12 protein-coding genes are annotated in these 15,778 nt (G+C 37.7%); 1 reads left to right on the plus strand and 11 read right to left on the minus strand.

Annotated elements, in window-relative coordinates; genetic code table 11:
- Nucleotides 1-226: 226 nt before the first annotated feature.
- The 6 genes from BTO23_RS16790 to BTO23_RS16815 form a co-directional block, all read right to left on the minus strand.
- Nucleotides 227-454 carry a hypothetical protein gene (locus BTO23_RS16790; protein ID WP_005423266.1) on the minus strand — a complete coding sequence of 76 codons (228 nt, stop codon included), beginning with the start codon at nucleotides 452-454 and terminating at the stop codon, nucleotides 227-229.
- A 272-nt stretch (nucleotides 455-726) separates the two neighbouring features.
- Entirely contained in the window at nucleotides 727-1,086 is a 360-nt protein-coding gene (locus BTO23_RS16795) for a glutaredoxin family protein (RefSeq protein ID WP_060992829.1), read from the minus strand.
- A 157-nt stretch (nucleotides 1,087-1,243) separates the two neighbouring features.
- Entirely contained in the window at nucleotides 1,244-2,740 is a 1,497-nt protein-coding gene (putP, locus tag BTO23_RS16800) for a sodium/proline symporter PutP (protein ID WP_105064095.1), read from the minus strand.
- 116 nt (nucleotides 2,741-2,856) lie between these two features.
- Complete coding sequence (locus BTO23_RS16805) at nucleotides 2,857-3,564, minus strand: aldehyde dehydrogenase family protein (RefSeq protein WP_061029204.1); 708 nt, start codon at nucleotides 3,562-3,564, stop codon at nucleotides 2,857-2,859.
- Nucleotides 3,565-3,578: 14 nt separating this feature from the next.
- Nucleotides 3,579-6,737, minus strand: a complete 3,159-nt coding sequence (putA, locus tag BTO23_RS16810; RefSeq protein WP_105064096.1) for a bifunctional proline dehydrogenase/L-glutamate gamma-semialdehyde dehydrogenase PutA — start codon at nucleotides 6,735-6,737, stop codon at nucleotides 3,579-3,581.
- Nucleotides 6,738-6,882: 145 nt separating this feature from the next.
- Nucleotides 6,883-7,662: a helix-turn-helix transcriptional regulator gene (locus BTO23_RS16815; RefSeq protein ID WP_060992825.1), complete on the minus strand. Its 780-nt coding sequence runs from the start codon at nucleotides 7,660-7,662 to the stop codon at nucleotides 6,883-6,885.
- Between the two features lie 515 nt (nucleotides 7,663-8,177).
- Here BTO23_RS16815 and BTO23_RS16820 point away from each other — a divergent pair.
- Nucleotides 8,178-10,052: an SUMF1/EgtB/PvdO family nonheme iron enzyme gene (locus BTO23_RS16820; protein WP_105064097.1), complete on the plus strand. Its 1,875-nt coding sequence runs from the start codon at nucleotides 8,178-8,180 to the stop codon at nucleotides 10,050-10,052.
- Nucleotides 10,053-10,113: 61 nt separating this feature from the next.
- On the opposite strand, the gene BTO23_RS16825 is transcribed toward BTO23_RS16820, so the two are convergent.
- The 5 genes from BTO23_RS16825 to BTO23_RS16845 all read right to left on the minus strand — a co-directional run bounded on the left by BTO23_RS16825 (nucleotide 10,114) and on the right by BTO23_RS16845 (nucleotide 15,455).
- Nucleotides 10,114-10,995, minus strand: a complete 882-nt coding sequence (locus BTO23_RS16825; protein WP_105064098.1) for a hypothetical protein — start codon at nucleotides 10,993-10,995, stop codon at nucleotides 10,114-10,116.
- Nucleotides 10,988-13,402: a fimbria/pilus outer membrane usher protein gene (locus BTO23_RS16830; RefSeq protein WP_060992823.1), complete on the minus strand. Its 2,415-nt coding sequence runs from the start codon at nucleotides 13,400-13,402 to the stop codon at nucleotides 10,988-10,990. The genes BTO23_RS16825 and BTO23_RS16830 overlap by 8 nt, the downstream gene beginning before the upstream one ends.
- 31 nt (nucleotides 13,403-13,433) lie before the next feature.
- Nucleotides 13,434-14,093: a fimbria/pilus periplasmic chaperone gene (locus BTO23_RS16835; RefSeq protein WP_060992822.1), complete on the minus strand. Its 660-nt coding sequence runs from the start codon at nucleotides 14,091-14,093 to the stop codon at nucleotides 13,434-13,436.
- A 50-nt stretch (nucleotides 14,094-14,143) separates the two neighbouring features.
- On the minus strand, nucleotides 14,144-14,650 hold the full coding sequence (locus BTO23_RS16840; protein WP_105064099.1) for a hypothetical protein: 507 nt from the start codon (nucleotides 14,648-14,650) through the stop codon (nucleotides 14,144-14,146).
- 145 nt (nucleotides 14,651-14,795) lie between these two features.
- Nucleotides 14,796-15,455 carry a helix-turn-helix transcriptional regulator gene (locus BTO23_RS16845; RefSeq protein ID WP_060992820.1) on the minus strand — a complete coding sequence of 220 codons (660 nt, stop codon included), beginning with the start codon at nucleotides 15,453-15,455 and terminating at the stop codon, nucleotides 14,796-14,798.
- Nucleotides 15,456-15,778: the final 323 nt, after the last annotated feature.

Raw genomic sequence — 15,778 nt, forward strand, 5'->3', positions numbered from 1 at the left:
TCGCTAGAATAAAAAAGTAAAGATTGTAAAGACATATAATATGTAGGGGTAAAGAGTGGTATAGCATTAATGAAGGTAGAAGTTAAGTAATTCGCTTTATTAGGAGGAAGAGTTGAAGCAAAATATAAATCTATAACAAGAAGGTTAATTATAGAACATTAAGACATTAAAAAAGGCCATTATTGGGGGAGTAATAACGGCCTTAAAAATACATAGCTTGTTTACTTTAGTGTAAGTGTCTCTTCGTTACTTCACATGAAAGAGTCTCATGATCAAATAGGAAGCGAAATGCATGAGAATTAAAATACTTCCCATCACTCCATAGAACTTCACCAAAGATCTTGCAGAGATCCATGTCTGATGCTGAACCTTTCTTATCGATTAATCCAATAACAGATAAAACTTGGCTCTCTATATCCTTGGGACAATTTTTAATTGACCATTTATGAGTCATACTCATTTTTTCCATAATAACTAGCCTAATGTGTTTTTATTTTATTGTGAATCAAGTCACGAAGAACAGTTTAACTGAACCGTAACTTAAAACCAAGCTTTTTGTGACTTGAGTCTCATAAAGTAATAAAAACGATTAGTAATAGAACTATTAACAATCAATTCTCATAAATAACACACTATAATTTTCACATAAAAAAAACATTAAAAAAGCGAGCCATAATAGACTCGCCTTCTTGGTAACACTTTAGTAGTAATTTAACCGTATGAGATTTAAGGGTATTTTTCTTCTAAAAAAGCCATAATATCTGATGACTCATACATCCATGTTGTTTCACCCTCTTTATCGATACGTAAGCACGGTACTTTTACACGTCCTCCGCCCGCTAATAATTCAGATCGATGTTGCTCATTATTTTTTGCATCACGTAGCTCGATCTTTAATGATTGGCGTTTAATTGTTCGGCGAACCTTTACACAAAATGGACATGCTTCAAACTGATATAATGAATAGTTAGCCGTTTCTGCATCTATTTCTGCTTGCTTCTCTGATGTTCGCTTTACACCTGATGGTGAAAATGCACAATCCAAGCCTAAAATGACTTTCCCAAGCACGAAACGAATTAATTTCATGTTTACTCTCCTAGTAATGCAATCTAATTGATTATAATTGTTATTTCTTTTTGAAGTGTTTGGATTGTAACAGTTTCATTTCATTGAACATACAAAAAAGCCCCAAATAGATAAACTCTAAATGAGGCTTCTAATTTTAAACTGCTATTACATTGATTTATTCAAATTCAATTAAGTTACGCTCAAATTGTTCGTGCTGTTTACGCACTTTTTCTTCAGGCTCACCTGTTAACTTACTTACTGTTATAATAGCCACAGTTGCAAAGATAATCCCTGGAACAATTTCATATACATCAAACATACCGCCAGTTAACTGCTTCCAGATAACAATGGTAAGACCACCAACAACAATACCAGCAAGCGCACCATTACGGTTCATTCCTTTCCAGTACAAACTTAGAATAATAGCAGGACCGAATGCAGCACCAAAGCCTGCCCATGCATAAGATACAAGACCAAGTACAGAACTGTCTGGGTTCATCGCTAATGCAAGTGCTATCAATGATAATCCAATAACCGCAAAACGACCTACGTTAACAATTTCTTTACTCGTTGCATCTTTTTTAACTAATTGCTTGTATAAATCTTCAGACAATGCAGAAGAAGACACCAGAAGTTGTGAATCGGCAGTACTCATAATTGCCGCTAAAATCGCAGCTAAAAGTACACCAGCAATTGCAGGATGGAAAATCGCATTAACTAGTAGCATGAAGACTTTCTCACCATCGATCACTTCTCCACTCATTGAACCATTAACGTAGAGTAAGCCAACTAGACCAACTAATACCGCACCAGCCATTGAAAGCGCAGTCCAAACTACAGCAATACGACGAGCAGTTGTTAATTCTCTATTTGTACGAGAAGCAAGAAAACGAGCAAGAATATGCGGCTGACCAAAATAGCCAAGGCCCCAAGCAACTAAAGATATAATCGCAACGGCACTTAATGGGTTACCATCCATGCCAGTCCATAATGTCATCAGTTCTGGATTAATGGTTGTTAAATCCGCACTTAATTGGCCAAAGCCACCTTGCATTGCTGCGATTGGAACAATCATTAGTGCAGCAGACATGAGTAATCCCTGAACTAAATCTGTCCAAGCTACCGCTAAGAATCCACCAAATAAAGTGTACGATACAACACAAAGCGTTCCGATCACGACCGCAACTTTGTAATCAAGACCGAATACAGTTTCAAATAACTTACCGCCAGCAACTAAACCTGAACTCGTATAGAAAAGGAAGAAAAGAAGAATAAACAATGCAGAAATTGTCTGGATAAGTTTTGAATTATCATTAAAGCGACGAGATAAAAATTCAGGTAAAGTAAGCGCATCATCGGTTGTGATACTGTACGTTCTTAAACGTTTAGCACAAATCAGCCAATTCAACCACGTTCCTAATAATAAACCACCAGCAAGCCATAATGACTCAAGTCCTGCCGCATAAGCGTATCCAGGTAAACCAAGCAACAACCAGCCACTCATATCAGAAGCACCTGCAGACAATGCCGCAGGCCAAGGACCTAATGTACGACCACCTAAAAAGTAATCTGATGAACTACTCGTTCGCTTATATGCGTATACACCAATGGCAAGCATCATTATCAGGTAGGCGATAAACGTACCTGTAATGGCAAAATTATTTTCTATCATTTTATTTCCTTTATTTGATTTGGCAGTAAATTTAACGTCGTTACTACTATGTATGAGCATCAAGGCCCTATTGTTATGGCGCAATAACGACGATGGGGCATTTAATTATTAACTTTTTAGTGGTTACCGCCTCCAAGTTCTAGCAGAGTTGCGTTACCGCCGACTGCTGTCACATTTATTGTTCGAGTACGCTCTGTAATAAAGCGTAGAACAAAATGGGGGTCAGTAATGTTTGCTAAACGTTCTTGATCTGTTTCTGCGATCAATTGCGCTAATAATCCATCTCGTTTTGCTAATTGTTGATTAAGCTCTATTTCTTTTTGTTTACTTCCTACAAAGCAAACCCCCGCTAATCGAACATCATCAACATCTGTTTCTGTGGCATTTACCTGTTGAACCGTTAATTTAGGCACATTTGCTTGATGCAAACCTTCAACGATCACAGAGGCAATCATTGCCTCCTCATTTTGAAGGGCAACAATAATAGCGTTTCCAGCGGCCAATGCCGCAGTTATTTGCCCAACAATAGCAACAACTGATGCTTTATTATCCGATGTGATGTAAAAAACACCTCTTGGAGCCGTATAGAGTTCGTTACTTTCACCTGTTGGCCCCGGCATCAACTCTGCTTCGGCTATCAAATTCAGTGCTCTTTGACATTGAAAGCGCACCATTTTTGCAGCAAGCACACCAAAATCAGGATGTTCAGCTAAATGATTCGACCACTGAAGTAGCTTTTCTACACGTTGAGAAAATGAATGATCTGCCCATTCAGGATGACCTTGAGAAAGAGCAGAATCAATAATCTGAGTAATAATTGTCATGAGGTTCTCCTTTCTCATTTATTAGATACAAAATTAGATGCAACCGCTTGGGTATAACGGAATAAATAACGCGGTCCACCCGCTTTCGGCCCTGTCCCCGATAACCCTTGCCCACCAAATGGCTGTACTCCAACAACTGCTCCAACTTGATCACGATTGATATAACAGTTACCAACCTTAATATTTTTCTCAATGCGGCTGTAAGTCACTTCATTACGACTATGAATCCCCATTGTTAAACCAAATCCTGTTGCATTAATATCTGCAACCATTTGGTCTAATTCACTCGCTTTAAAACGTACAATATGAAGAATAGGACCAAATTGTTCATTTTCTAATTGGGCAATTGAGTCAATCTCAAACGCACTCGGTGGTACAAAATCTCCCTTCTCTGACCAATCGGGCAATGTTGCTTGAGCTATGAGTTTTCCTTCTTTTGTTATTCGCTCAATATGCGCTAATAGCTTTTCTTTTGCTTTTTTATCAATTACTGGACCAACATCAGTGCTATGAAGTTCAGGCAAGCCAACACTCAACTCTGCCATCGCACCTTTAATTAAATTAATAATACGTTCGGCAATATCTTCTTGAACAAACAATACTCGAAGTGCTGAGCAACGTTGACCAGCAGAAGCAAAAGCGGAACGAACAACATCTCGAACGACTTGCTCTGGTAATGCTGTGCTATCAACTATCATGGCATTTTGACCACCCGTTTCCGCAATAAATGGAACTGGCGAAACACCTTCACTTTCAAATGTGCGATTAGCCAATGTGCGATTAATTAACTGAGCCGTTTCTGTTGATCCCGTAAAGGCAACACCGGCAACGCGATGATCTGACGTTAATGGGGCACCTACCGTTCTACCATCCCCAGGGAGTAAGTGAACAACTTGTGGTGCAATTCCTGTCTCTAATAAGAGTTCAATCGACCGCACTGCAATTAATGAGGTTTGTTCCGCGGGCTTTGCAACCACAGTATTACCAGCAACCAATGCAGCAACGACTTGACCTAAGAAAATCGCAAGCGGGAAATTCCATGGGCTAATACATACAAATACCCCACGACCTTGGCGTGCTATCTGATGTGAGATATCATCAAAACCGACAATGGTTTCTGGCGTAGTAAAGTTTAGTTTTGCTTGAACCGCGTAATAACGACAAAAATCCACCGCTTCACGAACTTCATCGATACTGTCATGAATGGTTTTCCCTGCCTCTTTATGACACAACGCGACAAGTTCAGGCATATTTTCTTCAAGTTTATCAGCCAATGCATTCAAATAATCAGCACGGTCTGTCACTGGAGTTTTCTGCCATGTAGGGAAATAATCATCCGCTACCGTTAATGCTGTAGAGACCTGTTCTTGTGAACTCCATACTAATGAACCAACATTATTACTACGATCATACGGAGACGTAATTACATGAAGTCGAGACTCTCCATCCTTGATCATGCTTTCATAATCTCGAACATTATTAACAATAGCCCCCCCCTGCCAATAAGTCTTCATTTTCGCTTTTATAGCCACTTCAAATGGATGAGCTTCACTCTCTACATCAAAATTAATGCTATATGAATTTTTACGATCAGAGAAAATATGTGGCGGTAACGGGATTAATTGATTATCTAATGATGGACACGCTAATAGAGTATCAACCGGATGCTCTGTCAAACTTTCAATTGGGCAATTTGCATCAACTAAACGATGAACAAACGAACTATTTGCTCCATTTTCAAGCAATCGACGAACTAAATACGGCAATAGATCTTTATGACTCCCCACTGGCGCATATATTCGCACGCTGCGGTTAAACATATCCATAGCATGATCGTATAACGCATCCCCCATGCCATGTAAGCGCTGGAATTCGAACTCATCATGCGTTGCCATAGAAGCAATCGCTGCCACAGTGTGTGCATTATGACTGGCAAACTGAGGAAAAATATTGCCTTTAACGTGATCGCTTAATAGATAACGAGCACAAGCAAGGTAGGAAACATCTGTCGCCTCTTTTCTTGTAAATACAGGGTAACGAGCAAAACCAAATTGCTGTGATATTTTTAATTCTGTATCCCAATATGCTCCTTTTACTAAGCGAAGTGGGATCGAATCACCCTGCTCTTTTGCTAACGCGGTTAACCAAACCAGCACTGGTAGTGCGCGTTTTGAATACGCTTGAACGACAATACCAAATTTACCCCAGCCTTTAACGATATCGCTGCTATACAGTTTTTCAAATAATTCTAGCGACAATTCTAAACGATCGGCTTCTTCTGCATCAATCGTGATACCTACATCTAATTCACGAGCACGTTCAAGAAGCTGTAAGACTGACTCACACATTTCTCCCATTACACGGGCTTTATTCGCCATTTCATAACGAGGGTGCAACGCCGATAGTTTAATAGATACGGTAGGATCAGGAGAGCCTGCAATATTAGCAGCACGCCCCACACTCTCAATTGCCACAATATAATCTTTAAAATACTTATGCGCATCAGATTGCGTTAATGCTGCCTCTCCTAACATATCGAATGAATAGGTATAGCCTTTATCACGCATAGGCTTACCTTTCTTCTGCGCTTCTTCAATCGTTCTGCCTAATACAAACTGATGTCCCATGATCTTCATCGCTTGATTCATTGCTTGACGGATCACTGGTTCTGAAAACTTATTAACTAAACGACTAATGGCATTAGAAGGTGAACCATCAGATTTAACGTCCATACTCACTACTTTACCAGTCAGTAACAGCCCCCAAGTTGATGCATTCACAAATGTAGAATCTGAATTTTTAAGATGTGATTTCCAATCAGCAACACTTAACTTATCACGAATAAGTGCATCTGCCGTTGCCGCATCAGGGATCCTCATTAGGGCTTCGGCAAGGCACATTAATAAGATACCTTCTTTAGTATCTAAACTATATTCCAATAATAGAGCATCTATCATCTGTACTGCTTGTTTATCGTTACGCACTCTTTGAATAAGTTCAGCGGCCTGTTCTCGCATCACCTTAGCTTCATGCTCACTAGGTTGAGCTAATGGGATCAGCTCTTTTAACCATTTGGCTTCATCTACCATATAAAGAGGAGAAATAGTTGACCACAACACAGTTAATGGTTGATCAACAATGGACGACAACAATACATCTTTCGCTTGAAACATACCTGTTCCTCTTATTAATCGGATCGTTATTAAGGCTAATTGCGAAAGAGTCTATTTTCTATTTAGATAAAATACTTGCCAAAAGCTCCGATTAAATTGCTAAATTGTCCATACGGTTACAAAATGAGAACAAAAGCAGTATTTTTCAGTTACGAATAAAGTGAGCATAACGATATTTACTTGGTGAGCGACCTTTATATTTTACAAATGCATGACTAAACGCACTTTGATTCGCAAAACCTGTTTGTTGCGCGATATCACCGATACTTAAGTTACTTTTTATAAGTAATAACTTGGCGTAATCAATACGCTTCTCAATAATGTATTGATGAGGACTTTTTCCAAATTCTTGCTTAAAAATGGCATAAAATTGACTCTCACCAAGAAAAACAGTGCTTGCCAACTGAGCAACTGTGATCTTAGTTCCGATATGCTGCGTTATAAAATTGTCGATCACATCAGAATTCAAACGATTTTGCTTTCTTTCTGAGTTTTCATCAATTAAATGACGGTGAAGTAAAGCAATAATCGTATCACTGCAAGCCCGACTAAGAAGGTGGTCATCAAGGTTAGCTTGTATTTCACAGACTAGAAGTTGAATTAAGTTCTGTATTTGTGCATCAAGCTGATAATAACCAGGATTAATAAATAGGGCATTAACACGGGAAGCAAGCTCTTCATCCTGAAAATATTGAGGAAAATTAAGTACTAAGATTTCTGATTGATACAAACTTGAAAAAGAATGTTGCTGATGTGAAGGAATAACACCAACTCTACCAGAAGAGATAACACTACTTTCACCACTAATCTCAAACTCAGATTGTCCTTTTAATCCAATGACTAATTGATGGTGTTCGTGAGCATGTAACTCTCTTTCTTCCGGCAACATGATAATTTGTGCCGGTGAAATCCAATCCAAAACCATGATAAATCCATTTATATACTGTTTATTTTAATATGAAGAGTGTAACGAAGATCATAATAACAATCTATTCTGAATTCACTATCGAAAGCATGATCAGGTTTAACTACAATACAGTTGATGTAAATCCAATTAATAATCTGAATAAAAAGCCATATATAAAGTAGAAAATACATTATTTTTCATGTAATTAATGAACAATTTCATCTTTAAGAAAATCATATCTCACTTTTAACCTTGATCATGCTTCTATTGCTATGAAACGATGATCAAGTAAAACCTCACCTACTTCCTTTTATAAAGCAAACATCTGGTATAAAAATTGCTTTAATAATTAATGTTAAAACTATGAATAACAGATACTCATCTGCTTCGATTTTTATAATTAATGATCTAAGCAGATCAGTATCGATATACATTAACCGTCATGGATGTGCTCTGAGCTAAGTAACCATATGCTCAGCCTGTTAGCTATGCTGATACCGTTAATTCACTAATTTCCGAATGAAAATTTATTTATGTCTAATATTAAAAGCAGAAAAATTATGAACCGTAAAGGACTACCCGCTCTAGCACTACTGTTATCGCCGGCACTTTTTACCTCTGTTGCGCTTGCTAATACTGACACTCAATCTACTGCTCCTGCGGTTGATTCTGTTGCTTCAATTGATGCAAAACTAACGAATAAGCGTAGTGAAGTTAAGCAGTTGGAAAACACAGTAACCAACAATCAAAATCACCTTCGTGATTTACGTAATCAAAACGACGCGCTAGATAAAAAAGCAGACCAACTGGATGCTAAGCGTAAACTTGCTCAACGTAATTTGGATGAGCAATATAACCGTATGATTGATGATCCTGATCTTGATATCACACCTTTTCAAAAGCAATACCAAGATTCTTGGAAAGAAGTAAAAGAGAACCAAGTGGCTAAACTTGCGATTCAACAAGATATCCAAGAGCAAAGTCGTGTACTAAAAGAAAGCAGTACTAAAAAACAACGCTCTTTAGATGAGCTGGAAATTCTTGGTGAGTCTCGTCAAGAAGCTCGCGTTCTTCGCCTTCAAGAAGAATTAGCAGCGCAAGATACTCTAGATGTTGTTCATACTATTACTTGTAAAATGTCGATGACATTAGACGCTTGTGCAAGCCAAGGCAAAACACTAAGCATGCAAAAAGCAGTCAACAACTTCCAGCAACAGCTGATCAACGGTTTCACCGAAATGGATACGGTAAAACAGCATGTTGATAGTGTGTCATTAAATATTCATGTATTAGATAGCGCTATTATCGACAGTGGTTTCAATGGTAGTAATCGTTACACAACGAAACTTCAAGCTTCTTTACGTGCTCGCCCAAATTCAACAGCTGCATGTCAACTGCTTGGTCTAGAAAACCGCTATTGTATCGAACAAGGCACAACTCAAGCGTCTAATGACAAGATCAAAAAAGAGAAGAAATGGGTTGGTATAACTATTCGCTCAAATCGTCATGGCGATAATGTAACAGTAAACGGCGTTAATTACGGCAGCACTCCTGTTGATGTAATGCTTCCTGCTGGTCAGCACCAAGTTACTGTTGAAAAATCAGGATTCGAACCATATAGTCGTCAAATGACGTTGTCTAAAGATATGACAGTTTGGGCTGAGCTTAAAACTCAAGAAAATCGCCCAAAACCTGGTAAGAAATTTGCTGACCTTTTAACTAATAACCAACAAGCACCTCAAATGGTTGTGATTGGTTCTGGTAATTATCATATCGGTGAAAATGCAAAGCAAGATGTTAACATTTCAAAAGCATACTCTATTGCAGCAACTCCAGTTACTGTAAACCAATTTAATGCATTTGTTGCGAGCACTGGCTACATCACTGAAGCTGAAAAAGGCGCTGGCTGTAACGCAATTAATGGTGGTGAAACAAAACGTCACCAAAACCAAAACTGGCGTAAACCTGGTTTTGAACAATCAAAAAATGCACCTGCTGTATGTATTTCTAAAACGGATGCCGAAACTTACGCTAATTGGTTAACAAAACAAACTGGCTTTACTTACGCACTACCTTCTGAAGCACAATGGGAAGTTGCCGCTCGCGCTGGCAGTAAAGAAGCATATTGGTGGGGTTCAGATATCGGTTCTGGTAACGCGAATACTGGCTGGGGTGGTTCTTCTTGGGCAAACAAATCTACTTCACCTGTAGGCAGTTTTGGCGCTAACCCTTACGGTATTTACGATACTGCAGGTAACGTTTGGGAATGGACAAACACCACATCTGGCGTTGTCCGCGGTGGCGCATGGAACTTTGCACCAACAAAAGCAAAAGTATACGAATCTCTAGAATTATCACCATCAACAAGCGCTAACTACACAGGCTTCCGTGTGGTTCGTTCTTTGTAATTAATAGACACATTATTAAAAAAGCCGCTATAACTAGCGGCTTTTTTTATATGACGTCATACTACTGAGCAAACAAACTCACAGTCATTACGTCTTGATAAATACCTGCTGTCGCATAAGGAGAAGGATGGTTTTCAACCCCTATTTTTAACGGTGTACCTTCTAAATTCGAAGCATTATACATCCGATATTCTACTGGTGTGTTTAATGACCTTCGTCGGCCATCAATAGTAATAAAATAAGGAATCGTACGATTAGGGATCTCTATATTCACAAGATTACCTTTATTTTCCGAAGCTAACCACACTCTAACGCTAGAATTACTTTGCACGGTAAAATCTAATACGCGATGATTTCGCTTCGTTAAATTCCCCATATCAAGTCGTATACTGCTACCAGTGAAGCTTAATCCATTTTTTCCTTGACCATTAATTCGTACTTTTACATAAGGTTTAACGCTGTATTTAAATTGAGCATAACGTAATCGTTCTCGTCCTGCATAGTGATTAATAGAAAAACCTAATTCACCACTGTATACCCCTGGTGATAATTGCCGCCCATTTGCTAAATACAACCAAAAACGAATACGACGTTTACCTAATGTTTTTAATACATACTGACCCTTACCATTTTTAGCTAACGGTATTCTTTTATCATCAGATAATGACGACACCACATCACTTTGTGGTCCTTTGATTATACGATCTCCTCCTCGCCCTAATGGCTCAATCTCAATCCATTGAACGCATGAAGATAAAGATTTGCTCAATTCAATATAAGCCGGAAACCACAAATCCCCTCGATCCCTTGCTGATGAGTTAACTGATGTATTTGATAGCGATACCGTCCATTCACCATCACATGCCTCCTCACTTTTTGCAGAAACAGAAAAGCATAAAATAAATGTTAAAATGATATTATATAAATTGAATGTATTACTCATCACATACCCCCGCACACGCTATACGAAGTACTCCTACATCAATGAGATTACTTTCTCCCCCAATCACTTGAACCTTAATTGATGATGAATGTTTTATCCCATCTACCGTTAAGGTGTAACTTCCGGGAGTTAATCCTTGAATAAAGAAGCGTCCTTGTTTATTAGTAAAGATAGAAATAGCGATATCTTCACCTTTGATCTTTCCTTGATAATAAGTTAATGGGCTTCCATCAACGAACTGTAATATCCCTTTAATGGTATAAGACGCATCTGAGCCAATCTCCATAAAATGTCCAGTAGCAGCTCCAGGTATGAAGGTTATTTGACCTTCTCCCCAATCATAACCTAAAGGTGCATCTTTCATATTATAATCAATGTGATTGCTAGAATAAGGTTGAGTTAATGGGTATAAACCATCAATTAACGATGTAGCTTGAGCTGTTGGCCTACCATCTTGGTCGACATCTAAATCTGCCGTATTCTTTGCTAGCGTTGGATGCAAACTAGAAACAACAAACGGACCAGAAGGTGCCCTTCCCCAACCGAGATGACCATCAACGATACCTATTGCTGTGTTGGCTCTCAACGACGTCTGATAGGTATCATAATCTGTTGATTTTGAATTATTTCTCGTTATTTCAATTTCAGAACGATAGCGATTAGCGGTATAGCTTGCTAATACATTTTGCTTCTCTTGATGTTGATCATTTTCAATCTCGGCTCTTACGCCTATATCTCCTACTTTTTCAGAGCCTTCGTTGCTCAAATAAAAGCGAGACCTTTCATCTTTACCATTATAAGAAAGTCCAATTCTGTAATCATCATTTGAAGAATACCAACTCCAATCTACAGTAAATAACATCCGAGAATCTGGGTCGGTGTATCGTTCAGACTCTTCATATTCAACTCCGACACCAAGAGCTAAATTATTTTCCCGCCAATTAACTAAAGAAGAAGCTGTAAATTCATTCTCTAATTCTGAAAAAGTTGTTAACTTTCCCGACAACGTAAAATCAAATTGTGAGTTTATTTGCCAATAATAATTACCTAAATACCGAATAAATTTATTCATGTAATCGTTTTGAACCCAAGGCTGATTGGTAAAGTAATCTGAATGCTCGATAGCTAAACGTAAATTAGGCGATTGTGTTTCACCTCGACCAATCACACTGTGTTCATAATCAATTGAGACAACATTACCTGTTTCTTGATCCTTAATATGACTCATAGAAAAACGTCCGGTGATATTTCCCCAATCACTACTTAATGTCATTATACTGCCAATAACAACCCCATCATCGGAGCTTAATCCATTAGCACCAATGGTTAGCCAATCTAAGAAGCCGTATTCAACAAACCCTGTAGTCACCCACATATCACTATATTCAATACCACTCTCACCATAATTTAATGGCCGTCCCGTTGAAAATGAGTAATCAAACAACCCTCTTTCTAGTAAACGACTATTATAAAATTGTGTGAATACCAATGTTTCTTGTTTACCAGAAAGGTAAGAAACATAGACAGTAATATCATTCGCACCATTACCTAGCATTAGCTTTTGTAAATTATATCGTCCGGGCTCAAGCCGACCACCAGATATCCTTTCTCCATTCACGTAAACATCAACATCGGCAGATTCTAAAAGAAACAGTTGTTGACTACTTTCAGGACTAATATCTCTATTAGGTTGCAGATCAGCATAACGACTATCTATCGTAATACCCCCAATAGCCATGCTGCTTATATGGCCAGACTCTCCAGTCGAAACATCGCCGACAGAAACTCGCATTGGCGTGTTCGGTCTGTCATAAAATGCTTTCCATTCACCTCGATGGAAATCAGTACCTATTTCATTACTATCAAGGTAGTTCGCCATTTGAACGTTAAGTCCATTAGAACCACCAATGTTCAGTTGTGATAGCCAATCTATAGAAGTAGAAGATTCTTGAAGTGAATCACTCCATACCGTGTCATAACGGACGTTGAGACTATTTAACCAAGCAAAACTTCCACTTTCTGATGGAATAAATAAAGGATATTGATTCGCTAAACTAATATTTTGTTCGGCCAAGGTTTCAGGGGAAATAAATAAGTCGATCACTAATGCTTCTTGATCCAATTTAGCAGATAGGCCGAACTTAGAGAGTAATTGAATACTAACAAACCCACTATCATCTGTATTTTCACCCTCTAATTCTGTCCACCAATGATCACTTAATCGCTCCGAGAGTAAGTTTTTTAAGTCTGCCGTTGATAGCGCGGTTAGTGTCATGCCATCAACCAATACTGGTAATTGTCCTAATTCAGAATCACCATAAATAACAGGAAGAATGACATTAAATGCCGCTGTAGTGGGTAATGATAAACACAGTAAAGAACAAAATAGCAGCATCAAACGACGCATAAACACCTTCTCCACCATCAGTGGTGAGTTTTTATTTCTCTACTAATTCAGTAACAGGAACACTCACGTTTTGGCCGGGAACCAAATAATGAAGAGGAATAAAAGGCTCAATTTGTTCCCATTTCCAAGTGTATGAATTGTCTTGCCATTTATTTTTAAATGAATGCTTACTAACCTCAATAACACTATTACCTAAATTATCAATTTTAAGTACTGGCTCTTCTTTTTCATTTAACAATATGCGACTTGCTATCTTCTCTTCTGCATTATGGGGAGAAACAAAAATTAACCCTCCAATCCTAAATAACATCTGAATACTGTCGTCCCCCATATCATCTTTTAGAGGTAATTGACTTACTATTAACCGATATGATTCTGCAAACTTTTTAGGTGAACCAACATATTGAACCCTGATCGTTTGAGATGCCCCAGGAGCAATCATAGCTTGAGGAGGAAAAACAAAAATATCATCCGTATTGGTAAGTTCTTCAGGCTGTTCTCCACTAATCAATCTTTGATTAACGACGATCTCTACAGGAAGTTGTTGTAATGAAGTATTTGTTATTTTAAAAAAACCAGATGTACTTTTCCCTGAATCACTAAAAAAATTAACCATAGGAAAAAGTTCAAACGAAGAAACTTGAAAAGAGCATAAAACTATAAATAAAAAGGCATAACATTGTTTTTTCATAACAGATCTCATTGGGGAGTAGATTTACTCCCCAAACAACGAAGAGTAAATTACATATGGAATAAACTTACGTACATTGCACCATTGTATGCACCATGACGCGCACCTTTCTGCGGTGATGACTTAATCGTTAATTCATGTCGATCAGACATTGATTTATTGATGTCATTACTAATATCAATAACTTGGTCAATACGTGTAAAAACTGTGTCAGCAGTATTTGTAACTTCATCGCCATTGAACTTATACGTCATTGGAATCACGTCACCATTACCATTTTTAAATTGGAAGCCATCAATAACTAGCTTTCCTTTGCTGCCATACGAGTTACACCATGCTTTAAATGCGAATGTTTTAGTGTCTGATTTTTTTTCCAGATCAAAAGTTAATGTTTCTAAGTTTTTATTCGCACGCATTTCACAGCGTTTTGGAACTTCACCATTAAATTTTACATAAAAATCTGCACGACCTTCATCACTACCGACAACCCACGCACTTGCGCTTGCTCCAGTTGAGCATAATAATGCTAGCGCAACGCCACCAATTAAACGGTTCATAACTTTTCCTTCCCTAGTTGACTTATTTTGTACAATCCAAGGTGATTGTATGCGGTCAATATAAGGGGCAAAGATAAAATAAAACATAGGCCAAATGGCCAGTTTGGTACTTAAAGCAGTGTATTTATGGCCTATATTGAGAAATTTAAGAACTACTATATTCTGAAATATTATCAACTAATAATGAACTGAGTTGACTACGGCTATGCTTACCTGTTTTTAATAAAATATTTGAGACATGACATTTTATTGTGCTCGGACTTACGCACATCTTTAATGCAATTTCTTTATTACTAAGTCCTTGTAACAAAGACAAAAATATCTGCTGCTCTCTTTGAGTAAGTTTATATTTCGCAGCTAAGATATTGACTGAACTTCCAGAATGATTACCAACTCTAATTATCTGCCTAAGAGATAAGGAAAGTGCTTCTCGGCTAAACCATAATTCACCATCAATTATGGTTCGTATCGCTTTAGGTAGCATCTCAATTGTATATTCAGAAACAATTAAACCAGAGAAGCCTAAGGCGATTAAGCCAGGACAAGCCTCAATATCAGCGCTTTCCCCATTCACGATTAACCACTCTCCGCCTCTAGCCCCTGGAGATACCAATTTTAAGCAAGGGCTACCAAGTGTTTCTTTATCATAAATAACAATAGCTATATCTGATAAATCCCATAACTCATCAATTGTCTTTACATGATAAAAAGCGGAATCACTAAAAATTCGAGAAAGCCCACCTTTCATTGCGTCAGCCCATCCAACATTCTCTGAAACAATATATATTTCACTAGATTTAGTCATGACCGTCCGTGTATGTGTAAATAAATTAAAATATCATTGAGGCATACTAATAAAAATTTAGTCATATTTATGACCTTTAAAATCAATACTACAACGCTGAAAACAACATAATGCCAAATATAAAAAACTAATCATTACAAAGATATATTTTGCTAATTCTATCCATTAAAAAATTGAAGTCAGCCGCAGACATTGATGATATAAAGCACTATATATCAATGATATAATTAACATTAAGCCAATAACATATTTCTTCATAATAGTTCAACATTAGATTTGGTAAGTATAATTTACTCTTTAACCCTTTCTCTTTATTTCCATAA

The sequence above is a fragment of the Aliivibrio sifiae genome, assembly GCF_002954715.1.
GTDB lineage: Bacteria > Pseudomonadota > Gammaproteobacteria > Enterobacterales > Vibrionaceae > Aliivibrio > Aliivibrio sifiae.

Excerpts from the sequence above, each read along its gene's own strand:
- BTO23_RS16790 (WP_005423266.1), bottom strand. The coding sequence starts at position 454 with ATGACTCATAAATGGTCAATTAAAAATTGTCCCAAGGATATAGAGAGC.
- BTO23_RS16795 (WP_060992829.1), bottom strand. The coding sequence starts at position 1,086 with ATGAAATTAATTCGTTTCGTGCTTGGGAAAGTCATTTTAGGCTTGGAT.
- putP (WP_105064095.1), bottom strand. The coding sequence starts at position 2,740 with ATGATAGAAAATAATTTTGCCATTACAGGTACGTTTATCGCCTACCTG.
- BTO23_RS16805 (WP_061029204.1), bottom strand. The coding sequence starts at position 3,564 with ATGACAATTATTACTCAGATTATTGATTCTGCTCTTTCTCAAGGTCAT.
- putA (WP_105064096.1), bottom strand. The coding sequence starts at position 6,737 with ATGTTTCAAGCGAAAGATGTATTGTTGTCGTCCATTGTTGATCAACCA.
- BTO23_RS16815 (WP_060992825.1), bottom strand. The coding sequence starts at position 7,662 with ATGGTTTTGGATTGGATTTCACCGGCACAAATTATCATGTTGCCGGAA.
- BTO23_RS16820 (WP_105064097.1), top strand. The coding sequence starts at position 8,178 with ATGTCTAATATTAAAAGCAGAAAAATTATGAACCGTAAAGGACTACCC.
- BTO23_RS16825 (WP_105064098.1), bottom strand. The coding sequence starts at position 10,995 with ATGAGTAATACATTCAATTTATATAATATCATTTTAACATTTATTTTA.
- BTO23_RS16830 (WP_060992823.1), bottom strand. The coding sequence starts at position 13,402 with ATGCGTCGTTTGATGCTGCTATTTTGTTCTTTACTGTGTTTATCATTA.
- BTO23_RS16835 (WP_060992822.1), bottom strand. The coding sequence starts at position 14,093 with ATGAAAAAACAATGTTATGCCTTTTTATTTATAGTTTTATGCTCTTTT.
- BTO23_RS16840 (WP_105064099.1), bottom strand. The coding sequence starts at position 14,650 with ATGAACCGTTTAATTGGTGGCGTTGCGCTAGCATTATTATGCTCAACT.
- BTO23_RS16845 (WP_060992820.1), bottom strand. The coding sequence starts at position 15,455 with ATGACTAAATCTAGTGAAATATATATTGTTTCAGAGAATGTTGGATGG.